Origin of the sequence: Vibrio rumoiensis 1S-45, assembly GCF_000286955.2 — a bacterium.
GTDB lineage: Bacteria > Pseudomonadota > Gammaproteobacteria > Enterobacterales > Vibrionaceae > Vibrio > Vibrio rumoiensis_A.
Genome location: NZ_AJYK02000064.1, coordinates 1 through 23278, shown reverse-complemented (window position 1 = coordinate 23278; position 23278 = coordinate 1). Strand labels below are relative to the sequence as shown.

Below are 23278 nucleotides of genomic sequence, written 5' to 3'. Positions count from 1 at the left end.
TTAATTATCCACTTCCTGAATTACCGATGAGGTCACAGAATTCAAACCTTGTAATAATTTTAAGGACACAAGGATTGATTAAATAGAACGAGACGTATATATTCAAACCATATTAATCATACAATAGTGCAATTAGGAGTTAGTTATGACTAAACCAGTCATCGGTTTCATCGGTCTTGGCCTTATGGGCGGCAACATGGTTGAAAACCTACAAAACAGAGGCTACGAGCTGAATGTAATGGATCTCAACAAAGAAGCTGTTGCAGCGTGTGTTGCTCGTGGTGCTAAAGAAGCGAGTTCAGCAAAAGAACTGGCTGAGTCTAGTGATATCGTGATGCTTTGCCTAACGACTTCTGTTGTTGTTGAAAAGTTAGTTTATGCTGAAGACGGCATCCTAGCGGGTATTAAAGAAGGTGCTGTATTGGTTGATTTCGGTACATCAATCCCAGCGTCTACTCGTAAAATCGGTGCTGACCTTGCTAAGAAAGGCGCAGGCATGATCGATGCTCCTTTAGGCCGTACTCCTGCTCACGCAAAAGATGGTTTATTGAACATCATGGCAGCTGGTGATAAGGCAACGTTTGAAAAAGTTAAGCCAGTTCTTGAAGAGCAAGGCGAAAACGTATTCCATTTAGGTGAGCTTGGCGCGGGTCATACAACTAAATTAGTGAATAACTTCATGGGTATGACAACGGTTTGTGCTATGTCTCAAGCGTTTGCTGTTGCTGATCGCGCAGGTGTTGATCGTCAACAATTGTTCGAAATTATGTCTACAGGTCCTTCTAATTCACCTTTCATGCAGTTCTGTAAAAACTACGCTGTAGATGGCGTGAGTGATTTAGGTTTCTCAATCGCAAATGCGAACAAAGACCTTGGTTACTTCCTACAAATGGTAGAAGATTTAGGTACTGAGTCTAAGATTGCTGAAGGTTCTTCTGCTAACCTACAAGCGGCATTCGATGCTGGCCTAGGTAACGGTAACGTTCCAGAAATCTTCGATTACTTCCTAAAATTAGAGAAGTAATTTAAGTCTATATCCAATTGACTTTACTTGGATAAAAGCCCGGTTACAGTGTGGCGAAATACACACTGTAATCGGGCTTTTTTAATTAAAGTGGTTTAAATGAGGCGAGCCTTGATGATTTTATGATCCATTCTTTGTGAAGATTATGCGTGCAGAATATCGTTTAATTCGCTTAACGAACGGACGGTATAATGTGGCTTAATTTCATCTGTTGCGTTTACGCCATGTGGGTTTAACCAACACGTCTCTATTCCAAAGTTTAATCCGCCAAGTATATCGGAATGCAAGTTATCACCAACCATAAGTACTCGTGTTTTACATGGGTTACCTACGCGTTCTAGGGCATGCTCAAAAATCGCGACATCCGGTTTTGCCATGCCGACTTGTTCAGAAATGATCACATGCTTTACATATTGATCCATACCGGTGCGAGCCAGACGAATCGCTTGTAAATCGGTAAAACCATTAGTGATAATGCCAACTTGAGCTTTGCCCACTAAAGAAGCCATCAATTCTTTGGCTCCTGGCAGTACTGAACAAATATCACCCATAGCGTCCAAAAAAGCAGAATTGAGTTCGGCTGGAGTGGTACCGAGTTTGTTTGCCCAGAATTCAAAACGAGTATGCTTTAATTGATCGGCGGTGATATCACCATTTTGATAATCTACCCAAAGTGGCTTATTTACCTCTTGATAAGTGGCAAAATCTTGCTCGTTGAAATCGACGCCTTTGCGCTCAAACATCAACTGCAAACCTTTGAAAGCATCAAAATGGAACAAGGTTTCGTCCGCATCAAAAAAAATCCAATCGTACTTCATGGTGACTCCTTATTTTGTTGGGGACAGTATACCTTGTTTGTTTGAAATTGTAGCCTCACTACCATTTACATCCCATACCTAAAGGGCTTGCCTAGCGGTAACATATCTCGCTGAATGGGGGAGAGTGCATGAGCGTATCCAGATAATAGTTGTAAAGTGTATTCGCATCGCTCAAGAAAATGAGCGTCAATGATGGCTAAATCTTCGCTTAACAGAGAATCAATCTCTCGGAAAATAAGATGATCAGGTAAGAAGCAAACATGGTTATTTTTATTGCCTGTCATTCGTAATTCACTGATAGGATAAACGCCATTTATGCTAGCTGAAACACTGACCAGTAAGGCGGGTTTATGCGCCAGTTCTTGATCGGTCGTGAGTAATAAAAAGTTCTTTAGTGCCGGTGTTGCCATTCCATGCCATTCGGGCGTAATAAAGATAAAAGCATCAGATTGAGACAGTTGCTCTTTAATCGGCTCCCATTGTTGCCATTCTTCGCCACCGTTCCACACACCTTCATTCCAAAAAGGTAAATCTAATTGATGGAGATCTAAGATGGTAATATCGTTGAACTGTGAGTGTGCCAATTGCTTTAATGCATGGGCGACGTTTAAACTTTGAGATTGTGGTCTTTGGCTGCCAGATACAATAGTCAGTTTCATAGTGAATTCCTGTTATTTAGTGAGTGATTGGTTTTGGTTTCTGATTACTTAAAATAATGGAGGCGAATATCGCTATCGCGCCAATCAATTGAGTTGAAGTAAAGGTTTGTTGTAAAAAGGCATATCCGAGTACGCACGCAGAGACACTGCTCAGAAAGCCCAAAAATGAGATGGAAATAGCGGGCAATTTTTCGATGCCGCGAAACCATAAGAAGTACCCCACAATTGCGCCGATCATGCCAAGGTAAAGGTAGCCAAATACATTGCTGAGAGTCATGTTGCTTGGAATGCCTTCAATGGATAATGCTACCGGAGCTAACATTAAGCCGCCAAAGAGTAGTTGCCAGCCAGTGAAACCGAGCAAACTCATCCCTTTCGGACGTCCCCATTTTTTGGTGAGCACGACGCCAAGCGCCATACTTAAAGTTCCGAGTAGTGCGATAGCCATTCCAGAGTGACTGAGCTCTGCATTGTTATTCAATACCAGTAAACCAATACCAACAATGCCCACTGAGCCTGCAATGACATGATGTAGGGTTAATGTGCTGCCAAGTAAGCAGCGACTAAGGGCGATCACCATGAGAGCTTGGCTAGACATAACTAACGCCGCCATACCACCGGGCAGGTAAGTGGCGGCATAAAAAAGACAATAGAAAAAGAAGCCGATATTTAGGAAACCTAATAGCGCAATGCGCAACCACCAATTTCCTTTTGGCATTGTGCGAGTGGCAATCACTAATAACATGCCAGCGGGGAGTGCTCGAATAAGCGCAGCCATTAATGGGCTGTTGGGTGGCAGCAGTTCGCTGGTCACAATATAAGTGCTTCCCCAAATGATTGGGGCAAGTGCGGTAGTGACTAACAGCAATAATAATCCCATTCTAGACATCTTTCTTTCCTTCGATCTGTGGTTTCGACAAGGCGTTTATTCAATGAAATGAAAAAGAATAAAGCTTTAATAAAAGTATCTCTTTCAAAAGATACTTTTATTAAAGTAATGGATGTTTGTGTTTTAATCAAGTATCTTTTTTAAAAGTTACTTTCGAGGTTGGATGATGAAAGATCAAGTTGATACGATTTTGCAGCAGTGGTTAAAAACGCGACCAGAGCTTGATTGCTCAAGCATGGGGGTGGTTGGCCGTGTTCGACGCACCAGTGAGCAGTGGAAAAAACAGATGGAAGTGGTGTTTAAGCAGCATCAATTAAGCTCGATTGAGTTTGATATTCTTGCCACATTACGTCGTAGCCAAGCACCACTGACCCCAACAGAGCTATATCAAACGCTGATGCTATCATCGGGCGTGATGAGCACTCGTATTGAATCTTTAGTGCAGCGAGGCTTGTTACAGCGCCTTGCGAGTGAAGAAGATCGCCGCAGTTGCCAAGTTGAGTTAACAGAAAAAGGCATAGCTTTAATTGATCCTGTTGTGAGTGAGCATGTAGACAATATGGAGAGCATGCTGTCACCATTAGACAAGTCGGAGCGAGATCAATTGGCGATGCTGTTGAAGAAACTTGGAGGGAATTAAAAATCAAAAAGGTAGTGCTCGCTTCGGAGTCACTACCTTTTATTCTTAGGTATGTATTTACGTAAAATATTGCCCTTGGCAGGGTTTGTTTGTGAAGTTTAATTCAACTTAGCTGCTTGGCGTGCCTTGGTGATGCGCAATATTACCGACTTCTAATAGTGGTGCCACATCCAGATCATCGGCGTTCATCATAGCTGAAATGCGTTGTACTGATGAAAGCAATAACGATTGTTCCCAACTTTCTAGATTTTGAAAACGCTGAATAAAGTGATCTTGTAGTGGTAACGGTGCTTTTTCTAGCAACTCGGCACCTTCTTCGGTTAAATAAGCATGTACCTTGCGCTTATCTAATTGGCTACGGTGACGTTTCACTAAACCACGCTTTTCGATGCGATCGATGATGGTCGTTGCTGTTGCTTGGCTCATATTGGTATTTGATGATAATTGACGAATCGTCACTTCACCAGAATCACGAATTGAGCGCATAAGAAGTAACTGAGGGCCGGTTAATCCCAGTTCTTTATTAAGCTTACGTGAGTGTAAATCGATCGCGCGAATGATCTGACGAATTGCGATCAGAACTTCTTCATGTTTGTCCATGTTTTGCCCCCATAGTGAAGACGTGAAAAGTAACCCATCTGTCTTTATTCGCAAAGGGAAAAGTACAATGAAATATTAAAAATGTGGGTATTCTTTACGTTAAGTGTGAGTGAAAGGCGATATACCCTCAAAGAATGCCCATGATTTATGCATTTGTGTGTAAATTAAGCGATCATGGACGAGCGATATTGTACAAAACTTAAAGGAATAAAGAAATGAAGCCAACCATAAAAAAGAGATCACTCAGTGTATGCATTGCCACCAGTGTGATTGGCTTTCATGCAACGACCGTTCTGGCTGACAGCATCTCGAAAATTCCGGTTATTGCACCGCTGTATTACAGTGGCACGTTAGTAAAAAATAATATTTTAAATCAGTTTGATACGACTATCTCTGCGGGAAGAGATGTCACGGCATTTACTATTGCCGGTATGACATTAGATGCCTATATTCTGACTCTTCCTCTTGATCTTGAAACTAAAAACAGAGTGATACAACGCCTTTCTAATCCATTTTATAGTATCGCTTTAGGGCATTTTCTTTACGTTTTTTATGATCAATACAGCCGCGCAGACAATGAAGATCAATTTCGACAGTATCTACTAAACAATTATACTGCCGATCAATTAGCCCGATGGCAGCATAGCCTTTTTCGTTTAGATGATGAAAAAACTCAAATAACGGATGCCGATCAGCCTAGCGATGATGTGGAGCGTCGTGAAGGTTTTGCCATGAATCGCCAGTTTTTCGCTATGTTGGTGAGTATTTACGATGAGCTGTTTAACAACGATGATTGGGAGTTAGCGAAATCTCTGCCGGATCACTATCAATACTTAACCAATTCAGCAAAAGATCAAGCCACTGTCGATCATGTTCAATCTTTGCTGATGGGAGAGCTCGCCAAATACGCTCAAAGCATGCCCCAAGGTGAGATGCGAGCGGCAATGGATGCCATTTTGGAAGAGGGTAAGCCTGCCAATAAAAACAAAGTCAATAATAAAGCGCAAGCGCTCACTATCACTTTAATTGACTTTGTGCGAATGAATGTCTTAAAGGCTTATCGTCAATATGTTCAGCCGACTCAACGAGCTGAAGTGTTTACTGAGTGGATGCAAGACAAGCTAGACAGTAATCCTGATGAGTTAGTTCGTTATTTGCAATCACGTCAGAACCGGCCAAGAGCTGTGCAAATTGTGGTGGATGGCTTAAGCCAAGGTTTAATGGAAGGCTTATCTCAGTCTAAAAACAGCCCTTACCTACATCAAGCATTAAAGCAAGATAAAGTCTTTAAAGCGTTCAAACCAAGCAGTGCGACAGGTAAACCTGAACATGATCCTAAGCACCAATTTTTGAATCAACTTGTCGATCAAGGTGAGCAGGATCCTAAATATTTACCGTTTTTTAAGCGGTTATATCAATTGCATGAAAATGGCATTGCCAGTGATGGCATTTCATCGACTCCAACGATCAGTGTACGTAATTTACCGATAGTGAAAACAGGAGCAGCGGTGTCGGGCAAAGGTGGAACCGGTATTCCGAACTTTCATTTTGTCGATAGGCAGCAAGATCGGGCTTATTATTTTTTCGGAAATGACGCCTTGCAGCTAGAGCCCTTAACGGAACAGCGTGGTATGAAGACCATGTTTGATCGTTTAGGTTATTTAAAAACCATTAATTGTAATGCTCAATATGATTGGAATGCGCAATTAAGCTTTGATGCTTTGGTTAATTTAGGTCTTGGTGAATCCATTCGTGATTTTGGTGAACAACGCTGTTTATTAGAATTACAACAACGAGCTAAAGTGGAACCTATTGTTGAGCAAAAACGCTTAGATTTAATCAATGAAATTCAAGCCTATCAAACTCTTAGTGATTGGCGTCTATTGACTAAAATCAGCCAAAAAGGTGTGTTAAAGGATCAAATAAAAGAGTTAGCAAGCTTGAACGAACAAGCGATGCCCGATTATTTATTGATGTACAACCCATGGCCCGATCACTTTGCCCATTTTAAAGGGCCGTTTGGTGATGAAATCATTAATCCAACCGGAGAGCTTAACCGGTTAGATTTCTGGTTAGGGCAGTTGGATGGAGTATATAAGCAAGCAGGGATAAGCCAACAGACTTTGTGGGGTATGGCAGGGGATCATGGATTGTCTGCGGTTCACTATACGCTTAGCCCCGAAGCGGTGGTATTTGAAGGTCTGAAGCAAGAAGGTGTTGAGCTTAAGGTGTTAAAAATATCCTCTGATGAAGGAGAAGGCCCCAAAATTACCAATGCGTTGCATTTTCCCAGTAATAAAGGTGTGGATGTGGTGATCGCATCGACCGCTGGTGGCAATTATATGATGGATTTTTTTAATTCAGATCGTGGATGGAAGGTACAACCGCTTTATCAAGAATTGACTAAGTTTACGCCGATTTCAGGAGGTAAGCCGATTAATATGATTGATGAAATTGCGTACCGCTTGCGTGAGTCATTAGATTACTTAGTGGTGAGAAAGTCCGATTGTACGGCTGAACACTGTGCGGTGAGTGTTGTAGGTTACCGAAATGGTAAAATTCGTCATGAAGTGATCACTCGAATGGGCGAGCATATTACCTATCTATCCGCAGATAAAAAAGACGAACCTCAACTTTTATCAGTTGATCAATTTAATCCTTATAAAAAGCCATTAACCAGCGAGCAAGTAAATCGAAAGAAAACCTTGATGCAAACATGCATGAGCGAAGAGGGCTGTATTGCTCAGCAATGGCGTGAACTTACGGCTATGAGTAATCGACCGGATTCTGTGATGCAACTGGTGCATTTATATGAAGATGATCGAGCGGGCACCGTCAATTTATTTCCAAAAGATGGCTTTGGTTACAACACATTGGTTCCTGGTCGTCATGCAGGGGAAACTTATCTAGAAAAAGATGCGTTCATTGGTTTTTGGAAGGAAGGTATGCAGCCAAAAATACGCTTAGGCGCGGTTGATAATGGATCGCTTGCACCGACGTTGTATGAATATTTAACCGGAGAAGAAGTAAACGTTGGTCGAGATGGTTGGGGTTATCCTTCACTATTAAAGTTACTTCAAAAGTGAGTTTTCCCAGTTTTGAGGTTTATCTGCAGAAATAAAAAGTGCTCCAATGCTTAGGAAAGTATTGGGGCACTTTTTGGTTATGGTTTAGGATTGAAAGGTTATTTACCCTAAAGTCAGTACTAAATTATTTTGCAGCTGCTTTTGCTGCCGCAATCCACGCATCAAATTGTTTTTGGTGAGCTTTAATCCAAGCGTTAGCATGAGCCTCGATATCTTGTGATTTGTTTTGGCCTTTTTGCATCATCAAGTTTTCAGCACTCACATCATTGATGTTCAGCTTCATAATTGAAAACAGTTTTGCCGCTGCTGGGTTTTCTTCAGCAAATTGTTTGTTTGCCACGATGCGCATGCTGTTCATCTGGAAACCGTAGTTTTTACCATTGGGTAGCGTGGTATCAATACCGCTGCGATCACCCGGTAATGATGAATGTGGTACTTCTAGCCACACCACATCTTTTCCCGGAACCAATACGCCACTGACCCAATAAGGGGTCCATGTGTAATACAGAATCGATTCGCCATTTTTATAACGAGAAATGGTATCGGCAATGATCGCGGCATAGTTACCTTGGTTGTTATCGACGGTGGCCTCTAAACCAAAATCTTTCATTTGGTGTTCGATGACGGCTTCACAACCCCAGCCAGGATTACAACCGGTTAAATCCGCTTTACCGTTATCGTTAGAATCAAATAACTTAGCGATTTTAGGATCTTTTAACTGGCCGATGTTGGTAATGCTGTATTTGTCGGCGGTTTTCTTATCGATTAAGTAACCTTGAGCAGCGCCTGTGATGTACTCACCTTGGCGATAAAATTTATCATCACCACCAGATTGTTGATATTTGTCTTTATGAAGTGGTGCCCAGTTAACCGCAAGATAAGTCGCATCACCATTGGCAATCGATGTGTAACCGACGTTGTAGTCGACTTCTTTGGTTTGTTCAACGGTGTAACCTAATGCTTCCATCGCTTTATTAACGATTAATGTTTGGAAGGTTTCTTCGGCAACCGTCGACTGGATTGGTTGAACGGTTTTACCGCTTCCCGGTAAGTCTGTCGCTTGAACAGTGAAAGTGACTGAAGAGGCCAAGAGAGTGGTCGACAGTAACGTTTTCATCCGTGAGTTATTCATAATATCTCCTTGTTATTGAATCAATGTTTAAGAAGTTGCAGTTTTGTTTTTGTTGGTTAGCTTGTAAATTAATGAGACTGGGCCGGTTTCATACCAACGTGTTTTCTTATCACGCGCAGCAACGCCAATGGTTTGGGTTAATCGGTCTAATAAAATGGCTAAGATAACAATCCCTAAACCACCAACAGCAGCTAAGCCCATGTCTAATCGACCAATGCCTCGTAATACCATTTGCCCTAAACCACCAACCGCAATCATTGATGCGATCACCACCATAGACAGCGACAGCATTAAGGTTTGGTTCACACCCGCCATAATGGTTGGTGTAGCCAGTGGCAATTGAATGCGATACAGCATTTGTTTTGGGCTAGCGCCAAATGAATGACCGGCTTCGATGAGTTCTTCAGGCACTTGTTGAATACCTAAAATGGTTAAACGCACAATGGGTGGTAGGGCGAAAATGATGGTCACCACCACCCCCGGAACATTACCGATACCAAACAACATCACAATTGGCACTAAGTACACAAAAGCGGGAGTGGTCTGCATGGCATCTAAAATTGGTCGAATGATTTTGGCGGCAGAATCACTTCTGGCGAGCCAGATCCCCATCGGCAGACCAATCAATAAGCAGAAAAAGACTGAGGTTAGCACTAATGATAGGGTCACCATCGCCTCTGACCATGCGCCAATAAAACCGATCACGGCTAAAGAAATAAGGGTTGAAACGCCCATTTTCTTACCGGCGAGTTGCCACGCAATTAACACTAAAATCGCCATCATAATGAGCGAAGGTGTGGACACTAATGCGGTTTGGAATGAGGTTAGGATAAAGTCGATTGGTACACGAATGGCTTGAAAAACAGGGCGGCCATGTTCCACTAACCAGTTCAATCCACTTTCTACCCAATGATCAAATGGGATCACTGCATCTTTAAATGGGTGAACCCAATCAATGCTTTGATCAATGGGCTGTGTTGGGGCATCGCTAAGCCATGAACTGGCGCTGTCTGCCGAGCTGGTGGTAGACCAAGGATCGGCTGAACTTGATGCTGTAGTTGAAGCCCATGGGTCGGAAGAATCCGCTGCCGACACGGTACTTGAAGCCCACGGTTCAGAAGTAGCGGCTTGAGTGGCGCTCTCTTGAGTTACGGTTGATTCGGTTGTCATAATGATTACTCTCTATCTAAAGTTTGAAGCAGGCGCGTTTTGGTGATCACCCCGTGGTAGGTGCCATCATCGGACACCACTGGTACCGCGTAAGGTACATCTGCCACTTTGCTTATGAGTTCACTGACTGGCGTATCGGCGTGCAAAGAAATGGCGTCTGCTAAAAGTGCCGTGCTTAAAGGACGATGTTCTTTATAGGCATCTTTTAGAGAGTCTACCGATACGATACCGGCGTACTTGTTGGCTTTGTCGACCACAACACCGTAGTCTCGGTCGTGATCAGAGAGAATTTGCAATGCAGCAGCAGGGCCATCGGTTTCGCCTTTCTTGAAAACTGCTGACGGTTTCTTACGCGCAATGTCTTTAGCGGAATACACATCAGCAACGTTTACGCCACTAAAGAATGATTCAACATAATCATTGGCTGGGTTTTGTAAGATTTCATCCGGTGTGCCGACTTGCACCACCACACCATCTTGCATAATGGCGATACGGTCACCAATACGCATGGCTTCATCTAGATCGTGCGAAATGAAGACAATGGTACGGCGATCATCGTTTTGTAAACGAATCAGTTCATCTTGCATTTCAGTACGGATAAGGGGATCGAGCGCCGAAAAGGCTTCATCCATTAAGAGAATATCTGGGTCGGTGGCTAAGGCGCGAGCCAGTCCAACGCGTTGCTTCATCCCGCCAGAAAGTTCATCTGGGTAAGATTCACATTGATTTTCCAAGCCAACTCGAGCAAGCGCATTTCGAGCGGCATCATTACGTTTGTCCAAATCAACGCCAGCTAATTCAAGACCAAACGCGGCGTTTTCAATCACGCTCATGTGAGGCATTAGGGCGAAGTTTTGGAAAACCATACTGATATTATTACGACGAACGGTGCGTAATGCTTCATCGGAAATAGCGGCAATGTCTTGGCCGTTTAAATACACATGGCCTTTGGTGGGTTCAATCAAGCGATTAAGCAAGCGAACTAAAGTAGATTTACCTGAGCCAGATAGGCCCATAATGACAAAAATTTCACCTTCATTAATTGAAAGAGAGACATCTTTCACGCCAACGGTTAAGCCCGTTTTATCAAAGATTTCATCTTTATCTAAGCCTTTTTCTAGGAGGGCAAAGGCCTCATCTGGTGTTTCACCGAACACTTTATAGAGGTTTTTTACTTCTAACTTTGTTGTCATGTTTTAAGCATCCTTGGCTAAAATTTCACAAAGTGTCAACTTCATTACCTTGTGAATTGTTTAGTACTCTAAACAATTTATAGTGTAAATGCAAAGTTAAGGCTAGATAAGTACATGAGTTTAAGTTGGCTTCGGGTAGGATTTTAAGAGGGGGATTTAAAGGCAATTAATTGATATATAAGTTTAAATATTCATTGTAGGAACAAGTCGAGACTTAGGTGAAAGTTTTATGTCATTAGCGGGTTAACAAGTGGGATTGGACGTAGTGTTAATGCTTTCATCATTCAGGTATTCTGTGCTCAATTATTTTATGACTTAATCCATTTTTAGGAGAACAACATGACCATTATTCAACGCCAACAAACCAATCAACGTATGAGCAAAATTGTGATTCACAATGAAACGGTTTACTTATGTGGCCAAGTGGGTGTTGCCGGAACCAGTGTGGCTGAACAAACGGCGGAAGCTTTACGTCGTGTGGAAGTGTTATTGGCGGAAGCGGGATCAGATAAGCAGCATGTTTTACAGACGATAGTGTGGCTTTCTGATATGGCTGATTTTCAAGAAATGAATGCTGTGTGGGATGAGTTTTTTGAGGAAGGTTTTGCCCCTGCTCGCGCTTGTGGTGAAGCGAAACTTGCACGCCCTGAGTTGAAAGTTGAATTGATCGTTACTGCGGCGTTAAAGACCGCGTAAATTGTATATAGATTCTGGTTTTTAAATCATTTCAATAATGATAACGCCAACTATTTTTTATAAAACACACATAAAAAAACGCACGTCATTTGACGTGCGTTTATCATTACAAGTTAAGGTTTATTTTACAAAGTACAAACAGTTGTCCAGTCTGCATTGTTACCAGGCTCTGATGATGTCCACCAGTTTGCTTGATAAATCACACCATTATTGATGACTTTATCACCTTGGTTGGCATGGCTTGGATTACCTGCCCAATCTTTTTGAGGGAAGTCTGGGTAGGTAACTAGGCCTGCACTATCACAGGTTGCGTCACCGCCACCAGTGTCGCCACCGCCAGTACCTGCTTCAATAACCGCAACCGGCAGTTCTGGGTGCTCAAACTTAAAGCCGTAATCCACACCGTTAATATTCACGGTGTAGTTTGCAGGGCCAGAAATTGGTAGGTAGTACACCATATCCAGTTCATAGCTTTCACCTGCTGGTAGAGCTTTCCAAGCTGGTAGAGTAAAGGCTAAGCGGTGCATAACACCATCCAAACCACCAATGTTATCGGCGCGAGTATGACCAGAGCTTATCACAGCTAAACCACCACCTGATTGATCCTTGGCCGTATCTGGCGCAGAGGTTGGGATATCGAACTGGAATTCGGTTCCGCCCGGGATATCTTGACCAGTATTGTTGGTGAAGGTGACTTTTGGATTGATTGGGTAGTTTTGATCGCCCACTTTAAATCCGCCCACGCTTACCGTGATATCGACCACTTGATCTGGCATCGCTGTTGTTGCGACTTTATTACCGTAAGGCGCCGCTGACTTGAATTCATCGTAGATGGTTTTAGTCAACGTGTTACCCATGTGGTATTCACCGTTACCAGAAGCACAAGCTTGTTCAGTTGCATCGACGCTAGTACGTTTACCGTTCGCATCTAGAACATAACAGTTATAATCGCCTGCTAATTCCCAGAACATGATACCACCAATACCTTGGTCGACGACGTATGCTGCTTTGGTAGTAATAGACTCTTTATCTTCGGTTGATAAGAAGACTTTTTTGTCAGCATTCCATAACCATGGTGCTACCGCTACACTGTCATAATGACGAGTGTAAGTACCAATTAGCTGATCCTCTGGATTCGTTGAATCTAAACCGTAAGCTTCAGCGTAAGAACCCCAAATGCCTTTTTCTAGGTTTTTAGCGTGCCACATTGGGTTAGAGCCTGCGCCCATTTCATTGCCTTTTGGATCGGTATCGTGCCACATGTTGTCGATACCGGTTGCGCCATAACCACAGTTATTCTTCTCACCTTCACCAGTTCCTTCAGAACATTCTGCTTGGTTAGGAAGTGCTGCGCGACCCCATAAGCCGTTATCACCACCGGTTACGCCTTGCCAACCACGAGTGTAGTAAGGCACACCGATATTGATTCGACCTGCTGGCATAGATCCACGGAAGTAGTGGTAAGCCCAGTCGGTATTGAGGTAACCCATACCGCCATACGCCGCCGTACCGTATACATTCCACTGCGCAAGCTCAGAATCTTTACCTGTATCAAACAAGGCTGCATTGTGACCAACGTGATCATTCCATGCACCGTGTAAGTCGTAAGACATGATGTTGACGTAATCTAGGTATTTAGTGACATCAAAGGTTTCCATACCGCGTAGTAGATAACCTGAAGATGGCGCTGCGATGGTTAGCATGTAGTAACTGTCATCGGCAGCGGCTGCGCGATCCAATTTCTCACGTAGAACCTTCATTAGTACTTGGTATGAAGCCCATAGGTGCTCACGACGTGGTTCCATGAAGTCTTTATCGTATGGGTTACCCGCACCTGCCATTGATGTTGGGTATTCGTAATCGATGTCGATACCATCGAATTGGTATTTACGGATTAATTCAACCGCAGAATCGGCAAATTTTTCAATCGCAGCATGGTTGATTGAACCATCAGCATTGGTGGTCATGGTGTAAAAACCACCGTCAGCGACGCGAGATCCATCATCAGCAAAGTGGCCGCCGGTTTCAGCCCAACCACCAATTGAGATCATGGTTTTAACGTCATAACGTTTTTTGTAAGTAGCAAGTGCGCCAAAGTGACCTTTGAAGCCAAGCTCAGGATCGACATCAACACCCGGCCATGTTTTACCAACGGCTGCGTTATTTGGATCATTGACATCACCAACGTTGACTTTACCGTCTGAACCAATGCTCACGAATGCATAGTTAATGTGAGTTAATTGTTCCCAAGGAATATCTTTTACAAGGTAAGTAGCTTGATCGTTATCACCTGAACGCCAGCTTGTGAAGTAACCGATCACACGACGAGGGTGATCAGCGCCCATGAGTTCACGACCTTCTTCATCGTAGTTATCACAATAAGGAACATTCACGCCTTCTGTTTGGTATAAACCATCAGGGTGACAGGTTGCCGCAGTAGGAACATCGCTGATGACTTTTAATGAAGCGGTCGCAGATTGTGACGTAGCGCCTTCATTATCGGTAGCTTTTGCAAAAACAGAAACAGAACCTGCTTGTGTGGTGGTGTAATCAAGGGTGTAAGGAGCAGAAGCAGTTGTACCCACCAAAGAACCAGCAACATAGAAGTCGACTTTATCAATCGTTCCGTCACTGTCAGCAGCGGTTGCGCTTAATGTAACAACGTCGCCAACATTCACGCTAGCCGAAGAAAGCGTAACAGATACTGTCGGTGCTTGGTTAGCATCGGTTTGTGCCGCTTTAATTTCAACAGCAACACTACTTTGTGTGCTGGTAGCGCCTTCATTGTCGTAAGCCACCGAGCTGAAAGTATGTGAGCCTGATACCGCTGTCCAAGAAGCGGTGAAAGGTGCGCTTGTGGCCTGAGCAATCACTGTTCCATCGACTAAGAAATCAACGCGCGCTATTGTGCCATCACTATCATTCGCAGTAGCGGCAAGTGTTACCACATCACCCTCAGTAATATCGGCAGCAGCGACTGGTGATGTTAATGCTGTGGTTGGTGATTGGTTAACTTCAACCGCGCCAGAACAAGTATCAAGATATTTCCATGCACCCCACTCACCAGCATCTTTCGGGCTGTTGCCTTGGGTCCAATATTTCGCGCTGTATGCGCTGCCTTCTTGTTGTACTTTAGCTCCACCGTTATAGACGGCAGCAGTATCCCACTCATCTAATGGGCCACAATCAACCGCTGCATAACTGCTGAATGCCATCATGCAAGATGCGGTTAACGTACTCAGTCTAAAGGCGTTTTTGCCAATTTCCATTCGACTTTTCTTCATAATAAATTATCCCTAATGTATTGTTTCTATTCACATAGATCATGGTTTTTATGGTGAATAAATTATTGGATTTATTAAGTGATCTTAAGGACTAACTTAAGTTCTCTCGAAAAACAACTGTAGAATAATTGATATAATACACACTGTAATTTTATGAAAATTCCACACTGACTCGAAAAATTTGCAATGTAACATGTAACAATACGGTGAAGTTTGTATGCGAAGGCTGTTTTTGACTTAGTGATGACATTGCAAATTTAAGGATTAATACTCTGAATTTTCTTATTAATTTGGGGTGTATGGCTATAAATTTGCGTTATTAACGAAATTTATGTCTTATATCCTTGTTGATGGGGTGAAGGGTTCTAAAGTGATATGTCGAGTAAGATTAATCTGGATAAAGGGTCGATTTGATTAAAATACAAACATTTTTCTCAATTAAAATTATGTTGAAAGTTGTGAACGGCTGAAATATCTCATTAATTAAGAAAAGTGTTGATCTTATGATTTGTGTTTTTTTTGTTCGATTGAGTGTAACTGAAACTGTTTGATTAAAATATGTTCATGTTGTTGGTTTTATCTGTAAACGTGACGGTAAATGTTATTAAAATATCTATTATTGCTGTGATTTCTTTAATTTAATGAGATTGATAATTTGAGTGTCTTCTAAACGAGTTTCTCCTTTCTTTTTGTGACACTTAATTTCATTTTTATGTGACTAATATCAATGTTTTATAGGTCGGATTTTATTTATTTATCATGTAAATGTTAGGTGGTTTCATATTAATTAATCCTATTTTACAACGGCTTGCTTGTTAGTGATCGGGTTGAAGTTATGCTGCAAACCTATACCCTAGCGGCGCGCTACCTGTTTGGAAAGGATGACAACGGGTGTAAATACATCTTTGTTATGTAATAGCAAAAAAGCTAATTAAAACATGCAAAGAAAAATTGGAGTCAGAATGTCTGATTTAACAAATTTTCTAGATAGTTATACCAAAACCCTTAAGCCTCCACGACAAGAAACCACTTCAGATAAGCTTGGCCTAACCAATCCTGCTTTTTGGTACAGTGGTGGCTTTATTGCTCTTTTTGTTACCCTCGCGTTATTTGATGGCCAAGTGCTATCTTCCCTTGTTAATACTGGCTTTGCTTGGTCAGTAAAAGTATTCGGGCCTTATTGGCAAGTTTTACTACTTCTTACTTTTCTCATTGGATTGGCATTGGCGATAGGCCGAACTGGTCGAGTGATCTTAGGTGGTACTGATACACCTGAACTACCAAACTTCCGTTGGATGGCCATTTTATTTTGTACTCTATTGGCTGGCGGTGGTGTTTTTTGGGCTGCGGCAGAACCTATTGCGCACTTCGTGAGTGCTCCACCTATTTATGCTGCAACGGACAATATTCAACAGCGTGCTATTAATGCATTATCGCAATCATTTATGCATTGGGGTTTTTTAGCGTGGGCAATAGTTGGTAGCTTAACTACGATTGTGGTAATGCACCTACATTATGATAAAGGTCTGCCGCTTAAGCCTAGAACCTTGCTTTATCCTGTGCTGGGTGATCGCGCGTTAACAGGCCACACTGGGGCACTGATTGATGCTTGCTGCATTATCGCCGTTGCAGCTGGCACCATTGGGCCGATTGGCTTTCTTGGATTACAGATTAGCTATGCATTAAATGAATTGTTTGGGATTCCTGATGGCTTTACGACTCAGATGATCATTGTGTTGTTTGCGATTGCACTTTATACCTTGTCTGCATTGAGCGGCTTGAATCGTGGAATGCAGATGCTCAGCCGTTATAATGTTATTTTGGCGGTTATCTTAATGATTTATATTTTGATTTTTGGCCCGACGAATTTCATTTTTAATGGTTATATTCAAGGTGTCGGTACCATGATTGATAACTTCATTCCAATGGCGACTTATCGAGGTGATGAAGGTTGGTTAAGTGGCTGGACGGTTTTCTTTTGGGGGTGGTTCTTAGGTTACGGCCCTATGATGGCAATCTTTATTGCGCGTATTTCCCGTGGGCGTACGATCCGTCAGTTGATCTGCACAATTAGTGTTGTCGCACCGCTCGTAACTTGCTTCTGGTTTACGATTATTGGCGGTAGTGGGTTAGCGTTTGAAATTTCAAATCCAGGCAGTGTCAGTGCAGCATTTGAAGGTTTCAATTTACCGGGTGCTTTATTGGCAGTGACTCAACAACTACCAATGCCAACGTTAGTGTCGATTTTATTTATCATCTTAACGACGATTTTTATTGTTACGACTGGAGATTCGATGACTTACACCATTAGCGTGGTCATCAGTGGTGAAACCGAACCTAATGCCTTTATCCGTACCTTCTGGGGTGTGATGATGGGAGTAACGGCACTTATCTTGATTTCATTAGGAGAAGGAGGAATATCCGCGTTGCAGTCGTTTATTGTGATTACTGCGGTACCTGTATCCTTTATCCTACTGCCATCTTTGTGGAATGCACCGCAGATAGCAAAGAAAATGGCAAGAGAGCAAGGTATTAGCTAGCCGTTCTTTTAGTTAGAAATACATATAAAGCCGTGAAGGAAATGTTTGCTTCACGGCTTTATAATATGTTGCTCTTTAGTTGAAATCTTTTTTACTTCACTGCCCACTCTATTTGCTCATTCGCGCGGATCGGCACGACGACATCATCGCCAAATGGCATGGTTGCAGGTACATTCCATGCAGATTTTTCAATGGTGATGGTATCGCTGTTACGAGCAAGGTTATAGAAATCTGGGCCATTGTGGCTAGCAAAGGCTTCTAGGTTTTCTAGCTTACCTTCTTTATCAAAGACTTCTGCATACAATTCAATTGAAGCATGCGCAGTGTAAGAGCCTGCACAACCACAAGCGGTTTCTTTTTTGCCTTGAGCGTGTGGCGCGGAATCTGTCCCTAGGAAGAATTTTTTGCTACCAGATGTTGCCGCTTCGATTAAAGCTTGCTGGTGGCTTCCACGTTTTAGAATTGGCAAGCAATAAAAATGAGGGCGAATACCGCCAACCAGCATGTGGTTACGGTTAAAGAGTAAGTGGTGCGCGGTAATGGTTGCCGCCACGTTATCGCCCGATTTTTTCACAAACTCTACCGCTTCACGAGTCGTAATGTGCTCAAGAACAATTTTTAAATGTGGGAAGTCGTTCACGATAGGGGCAAGCACCGTGTCTAAGAAGGCTTTTTCACGGTCAAAGATATCCACATCGTGCGCGGTGACTTCGCCATGGATCAGCAATAGCATGCCGACTTCAGCCATGGTTTCTAATACTGGGTAGATTTTCTTTGCGTCAGTGACACCAGAATCAGAGTTAGTGGTTGCGCCAGCAGGGTAGAGTTTACAAGCAACCACTTTGCCAGAAGCGTGTGCTTCACGAATGTCTTCTGGCGTGGTGTTATCGGTTAAGTAAAGCGACATTAAAGGCTCAAACGTTTCGCTGTGATTGTGCGCCATGATGCGCTCACGATACGCCAATGCTAATTCTAGGTTGGTGACTGGTGGAACCGTATTTGGCATGATCAAAGCACGACCATTGTAACGGCTAATATCTTTTACCGTATTGGCTAGTGCATCACCATCGCGTAAATGCACATGCCAATCGTCAGGGCGTGTAATGGTCAAAGTTGTCATGGTTCCTACCTTATAAATCAATCACTATTGAAAAAACGCAAACGCTTTCGTATGGGGCGAAATAATAGAGGAAATAGCCCTAGTTTTCATCTTATTTTCTTGCCTATCACTTATGTTTGAGCGGTCAATTCTGGTATTCTCTGAGCATAACTATTTATCCACATCCGATGGAGCGATGATGAGTCAGTCAGATTTAGAAGCAAAATTAGCCAAAATTGAAGCCACTTTAGGTTTAGACCCTTTTCAAGAAGCCACATTAGCGCAAATTAACGTTTATCCAGTAAAATCGATTACTGGTATTCAAATGTCATCATCTTGGGTAGAAAAACAAGGATTAAGCTTTGATCGTCGCTTTATGGTAGCGGATATTAATGGTCGAATGATCACCGCGCGTGAGCATCATCAAATGGTGCGAATTAAAGCTGCTTTAACGGCCAATGGTTTAGTACTGACTTATCCAGAGTCTCAACCGCTACACCTTCGTTTTGATGATTTTGAGCGTGAAGATGTTGATTGCCAAGTCTGGAATGATAATTTTCCCGCGTATTCAACGACAGAAGAAGCCAACCAGTGGTTTAGCTTTATTTTGGGTAAAAAAGCCCAGCTGTTATTTTCTGGCGAGCAATCTAATCGACAACGTGAAAAGATCCAAACCAATGTTAGTTTCGCAGATGGTTACCCGCTGCTATTGATTTCTCAGGGTTCTCTTGATGAATTAAATCGCCGTGGAACTAAGCAACATGTCATGGCGCAATTTCGCCCAAACATTGTGGTTTCGGATACGGAAGCTTTTGCAGAAGATACTTGGAAGCGTTTTCGTATTGGTGAGGTTGAGTTTGAAGTGGTCAAGCCGTGCATGCGTTGTGTGTTAACGACGGTGAATCCCAAGACAGCAATGCGTAGCGAGCAAAATGAACCACTGAATACGCTATCGAAATTTCGCGCCGATGAAACCGGTGGGATATTTTTTGGTCAGAATGTGATTGCTAAAAATGAAGGCATGATCCGCGCCGGTGATGTAGTTGAAATTCTCGAAACCAAAGAAAAAGAACATTACGCTGATACCAGTCAAGATGTTGTTCAAGTTGAACCAGTTAAGAAAATCACCATTAGTATTGATGGTAATGTGTTTGAAGGTGATAACCAATCTACCTTATTAGAACAAGCTGAAAAGGCGGGTGTACCGGTCGCAAATAGTTGTCGTTCTGGTTTTTGTGGCACCTGCAAAATGACACTGGAATCTGGAAAAGTGGATCAGCCTGATATGCCTGCGCTATTCCCTGGTGAAATCGATGAAGGTAAGGTTTTAGCCTGTTGTTGTGTACCAAAATCTGATGTGGAATTGGTGAGTTAGTTTGATTAACTAATGTTTGAATTATTTGATGACTAAACCCCGTTAAGTTTATCCCTAACGGGGTTTGCTTTTTAGTGTTTTGGAAAAACTTGTTCCCAGTCTTTCTTCATATCAATAACCGTCCAGTTATCTTTTTTGGCTAATGGAAGGGCTTTTTCTAAGTGACCGATAGCCGAATCTTTGTCATAAGCCCATTCACGTTCTGCATCGGTGTGATGAACCAATAATGACATGCTTGAATAGGATGATGTTTTTGTCCACTGTAGCATCTCTAAATCACCATCTGAGTTACCTGCGGCAAATACTGGTTTTTTACCAATGTAAGTTTGAATCGTTAATGGCTTCTGAGCTTTATCATTGTTTACGCTGATTTCAGGTAAGCGCATGATGGTTGGTTTTCCATCAACGACTTCGTATTGGGTTTTGACCGATGAGCCTAAAATTTGTTCTTTGGGAATACCATATACTTCAGGTGCCCAAGCGCGCATAAAGTCAACGCCACCGCCAGAAACGATATAAGTTTTAAAATCGTTATTCTGAAGGTAGGTAAGCAGTTCTAACATCGGCTGATAAACCATGTCAGTAAATGGGCGTTGTGTGGTTGGATGTTTGGCAGTTTTGACCCAATCTTTTACAGAATCGCTAAATTGCTCGGTTGACATACCTGTGTGGCTAGCCATTACGAGCTTGATTAAACCTTCCATACCGGATTTCTTAATACCTTCTAAATCACCTTTTAGAGCGGATGCAAAAGGCTCTTCTGTTTTCCACTCTGGGTGCTGGCTAGCTTGGGCTTTGATCTGATCTAAAGCGAAATAAAGTTGAAAATAGACAGGTTTTTCAGCCCATAGGGTTCCGTCATTATCAAAAGTGGCGATGCGGTCACTGACCGGGATGAATTGCTTAGAATCAGGTGCCGTGATTTGCTGAACATATTGAATGATATTTTTTTTCGTTGCAGTGTCGTTCCATGAAGGTAAAGGATCAACGGTGTTATTTGCGATAGCGTGGTGGCTCATCATAGCGACGGCTGCCAATGTTAATGTCCGTAATAGTGTCATAATTTATCCTTAAGGCCAGGTAAGAATATCAATTAAATATCATCAAGTTAGGTTAATACTTGTTGATTGAATGTATTTCAATGAAACTTTCAGTTATGTGTAAAAAGAATCATAAAAAAGGCCTACTATGGGTAGTAGGCCTATATAGTTCGACTCTTGTCTAGATCTACTTACTACAATTTTTATTTAGTAGTTGGAGTTTCTGAGAGTTTCTTCATTACGTCATCTAGGTTAAACGTCGCTGGGCTTTGGCTTGGTGGGAATTCTTTAAATGTTTCTAAGAATTTAGCCACATAAGCTTGTGCTGGTACGTATAAGTACACACGCTCCAACACCCAATCCCAATAGGTGTTAGAAGTCACATCAGCTTCTTCATATGGGTCTGAACGTAAGTTGAATAGCTTAGGAGTACGTAATGGCGTGAATGGGTCAGCCCATAACGCTAAAGTACCTTTTGTACGTTGCTCCATGAATACAATCTTCCAGCTTTCATAACGAAGTCCAACTAATTGGCCATCATCATTGAAGTAGAAGAATTCTTTACGTGGAGATTCTTTTACTTTACCCGTTAGGTAAGGCAGTTGGTTATAACCATCTAAGTGAACTTTAAAGGTTTTATCACCAACTTTTTTACCTTTAAGTAGCTCTTCTTTAACTTTAGTTTCGCCAGCTGCTGCAGTTAGTGTTGGTAACCAATCAAGACCACTAATGATGCCATTTGCAATGCTTCCAGGCTTGATCTGGCCAGGCCAACGGATCATAGCAGGAACACGGTACGCACCTTCCCAGTTAGTTACTTTTTCACTACGGAATGGGCTATTACCTGCATCAGGCCATGTGTTCTTATGTGGGCCATTATCAGTTGTATATAATACAATCGTATTATCGGCAACACCTAGGTCATCAAGTTTCTTAAGAATGACACCAACTTGGTTATCATGCTCAATCATACCGTCAGCGTATTCTGTACGAGAGTTAAGGCCTGGCTTATCACGATGCTCATCTTTTACGTGAGTACGGAAGTGCATGCGAGTGGCGTTCCACCAAACAAAGAAAGGCTTATCTGCTTTTACTTGTTTTTCCATGAAATCCATTGCAGCTGAAACGGTTTCTTCGTCAATGGTTTCCATGCGTTTACGAGTCAGTGGACCCGTATCTTCAATTTTACCATCAGCATAAGAATGGATTACGCCGCGAGGTCCAAATTTCTTTTTAAACTCAGGATCTTGAGGGTAGTTACGTTGCTCAGGCTCTTCTTCCGCATTTAAGTGGTAGAGGTTACCAAAGAATTCATCAAAACCATGTTTTGTTGGTAAGAATTCATCGCGATCACCCAAATGGTTTTTACCAAATTGGCCTGTTGCGTAGCCAAGTGGTTTTAATAGTTGCGCAATGGTGACATCACGATCTTGTAAACCAACATCAGCACCTGGCAAGCCAACTTTGGCTAAACCGGTACGTAATGTAGATTGACCTGTGATGAAGGTGGAACGACCAGCAGTACAACTTTGTTCTGCGTAATAATCGGTGAAGATAACACCATCTTTAGCAATTTGGTCGATATTAGGCGTGTGGTAACCCACTAAACCCATTGAATAGGCAGAAATGTTGGTTTGACCAATATCGTCGCCCATAATCACTAAAATATTAGGTTTATCTGTTGCCGCGAAAGTACCAAATGAAGCAATCGCTCCAGTTAATATTAAGGCTTTCTTTAAAATAGGACGCATGAATCCTCCTGCGCAATTATCCATAAATATTTAAAGTAAAAAAACTTCAGATATAGTAACGCCAAGCAGAAATCTTGGAATTATTTCCATCATCAATATTAGTGTAACCCATTGTTAGATAAATTATTAGTAATTGTCATTAAGTTGTTGTGACATTTTCCCTTTTATGATGTGGATGTCAGTATTTATAAGGCTTGTAGGGAAATTATTTTTTATATCTTCGTGTATTCTTACAGAATTAGAAGTTCTTTTTGTACTTTTTCATTGATGTTAATGATGTTT

At 42.2% G+C, this 23278-nt stretch carries 16 protein-coding genes and 1 pseudogene; 6 read left to right on the top strand and 11 right to left on the bottom strand.

The genetic code is table 11. The annotated features are described in order from the left end of the window. Nucleotides 1-145: 145 nt before the first annotated feature. On the top strand, nucleotides 146-1024 hold the full coding sequence (locus A1QC_RS09000; RefSeq protein WP_017023901.1) for an NAD(P)-dependent oxidoreductase: 879 nt from the start codon (nucleotides 146-148) through the stop codon (nucleotides 1022-1024). A gap of 143 nt (nucleotides 1025-1167) precedes the next feature. Here the strand turns inward: A1QC_RS09000 and yjjG are convergent, their stop codons facing one another. From yjjG to A1QC_RS08985, 3 genes are all read right to left on the bottom strand, one after another. Continuing rightward, nucleotides 1168-1842, bottom strand: a complete 675-nt coding sequence (yjjG, locus tag A1QC_RS08995; protein ID WP_017023900.1) for a pyrimidine 5'-nucleotidase — start codon at nucleotides 1840-1842, stop codon at nucleotides 1168-1170. 65 nt (nucleotides 1843-1907) lie between these two features. After that, entirely contained in the window at nucleotides 1908-2501 is a 594-nt protein-coding gene (locus A1QC_RS08990) for an NADPH-dependent FMN reductase (protein ID WP_017023899.1), read from the bottom strand. A gap of 16 nt (nucleotides 2502-2517) precedes the next feature. Continuing rightward, nucleotides 2518-3390, bottom strand: a complete 873-nt coding sequence (locus tag A1QC_RS08985) for an EamA family transporter (protein WP_017023898.1) — start codon at nucleotides 3388-3390, stop codon at nucleotides 2518-2520. 163 nt (nucleotides 3391-3553) lie between these two features. Here A1QC_RS08985 and A1QC_RS08980 point away from each other — a divergent pair, with 163 nt between their 5' ends. Continuing rightward, nucleotides 3554-4030, top strand: coding sequence for a MarR family winged helix-turn-helix transcriptional regulator (locus A1QC_RS08980; RefSeq protein ID WP_026025666.1), 477 nt, complete (start codon nucleotides 3554-3556; stop codon nucleotides 4028-4030). A 108-nt stretch (nucleotides 4031-4138) separates the two neighbouring features. Here A1QC_RS08980 and A1QC_RS08975 read toward each other — a convergent pair whose 3' ends face one another. After that, nucleotides 4139-4630 (bottom strand): MarR family winged helix-turn-helix transcriptional regulator, encoded by a 492-nt coding sequence (locus A1QC_RS08975; RefSeq protein WP_017023896.1) that lies wholly within the window; start codon nucleotides 4628-4630, stop codon nucleotides 4139-4141. A gap of 215 nt (nucleotides 4631-4845) precedes the next feature. On the opposite strand from A1QC_RS08975, the gene A1QC_RS08970 reads away from it, so the two are divergent. Continuing rightward, a complete protein-coding gene (locus A1QC_RS08970; RefSeq protein ID WP_017023895.1) occupies nucleotides 4846-7716 on the top strand; it encodes an alkaline phosphatase family protein in 2871 nt (956 codons plus the stop codon). A gap of 124 nt (nucleotides 7717-7840) precedes the next feature. Here the strand turns inward: A1QC_RS08970 and proX are convergent, their stop codons facing one another. From proX to proV, 3 genes are read right to left on the bottom strand one after another with little or no spacing between them, the layout of a single operon-like run. Beyond that, nucleotides 7841-8848 carry a glycine betaine/L-proline ABC transporter substrate-binding protein ProX gene (gene proX / locus A1QC_RS08965; RefSeq protein WP_017023894.1) on the bottom strand — a complete coding sequence of 336 codons (1008 nt, stop codon included), beginning with the start codon at nucleotides 8846-8848 and terminating at the stop codon, nucleotides 7841-7843. Nucleotides 8849-8875: 27 nt separating this feature from the next. Continuing rightward, a complete protein-coding gene (gene proW / locus A1QC_RS08960; RefSeq protein WP_017023893.1) occupies nucleotides 8876-10018 on the bottom strand; it encodes a glycine betaine/L-proline ABC transporter permease ProW in 1143 nt (380 codons plus the stop codon). A gap of 5 nt (nucleotides 10019-10023) precedes the next feature. After that, nucleotides 10024-11211: a glycine betaine/L-proline ABC transporter ATP-binding protein ProV gene (gene proV, locus A1QC_RS08955; protein WP_017023892.1), complete on the bottom strand. Its 1188-nt coding sequence runs from the start codon at nucleotides 11209-11211 to the stop codon at nucleotides 10024-10026. A gap of 339 nt (nucleotides 11212-11550) precedes the next feature. Here proV and A1QC_RS08950 point away from each other — a divergent pair, with 339 nt between their 5' ends. Next, entirely contained in the window at nucleotides 11551-11907 is a 357-nt protein-coding gene (locus A1QC_RS08950) for a RidA family protein (protein WP_017023891.1), read from the top strand. 125 nt (nucleotides 11908-12032) lie between these two features. On the opposite strand, the gene A1QC_RS08945 is transcribed toward A1QC_RS08950, so the two are convergent. After that, nucleotides 12033-15191 (bottom strand): chitinase C-terminal domain-containing protein, encoded by a 3159-nt coding sequence (locus A1QC_RS08945; RefSeq protein ID WP_026025663.1) that lies wholly within the window; start codon nucleotides 15189-15191, stop codon nucleotides 12033-12035. Nucleotides 15192-16213: 1022 nt separating this feature from the next. Between A1QC_RS08945 and A1QC_RS08940 the strand changes: the two are divergent. Further along, nucleotides 16214-17731, top strand: a pseudogene (locus A1QC_RS08940) (BCCT family transporter); the annotation flags it as partial. A gap of 91 nt (nucleotides 17732-17822) precedes the next feature. On the opposite strand, the gene pyrC reads toward A1QC_RS08940, so the two are convergent. After that, nucleotides 17823-18851, bottom strand: a complete 1029-nt coding sequence (gene pyrC, locus A1QC_RS08935; protein WP_017023888.1) for a dihydroorotase — start codon at nucleotides 18849-18851, stop codon at nucleotides 17823-17825. 178 nt (nucleotides 18852-19029) lie between these two features. Between pyrC and A1QC_RS08930 the strand changes: the two genes are divergently transcribed. After that, complete coding sequence (locus tag A1QC_RS08930; RefSeq protein ID WP_017023887.1) at nucleotides 19030-20205, top strand: YcbX family protein; 1176 nt, start codon at nucleotides 19030-19032, stop codon at nucleotides 20203-20205. Between the two features lie 71 nt (nucleotides 20206-20276). Here the strand turns inward: A1QC_RS08930 and A1QC_RS08925 are convergent, their stop codons facing one another. Further along, nucleotides 20277-21266, bottom strand: a complete 990-nt coding sequence (locus A1QC_RS08925; protein ID WP_017023886.1) for an HAD family hydrolase — start codon at nucleotides 21264-21266, stop codon at nucleotides 20277-20279. Between the two features lie 182 nt (nucleotides 21267-21448). Continuing rightward, nucleotides 21449-22996, bottom strand: coding sequence for an arylsulfatase (locus A1QC_RS08920; RefSeq protein ID WP_017023885.1), 1548 nt, complete (start codon nucleotides 22994-22996; stop codon nucleotides 21449-21451). Nucleotides 22997-23278 lie beyond the last annotated feature (282 nt).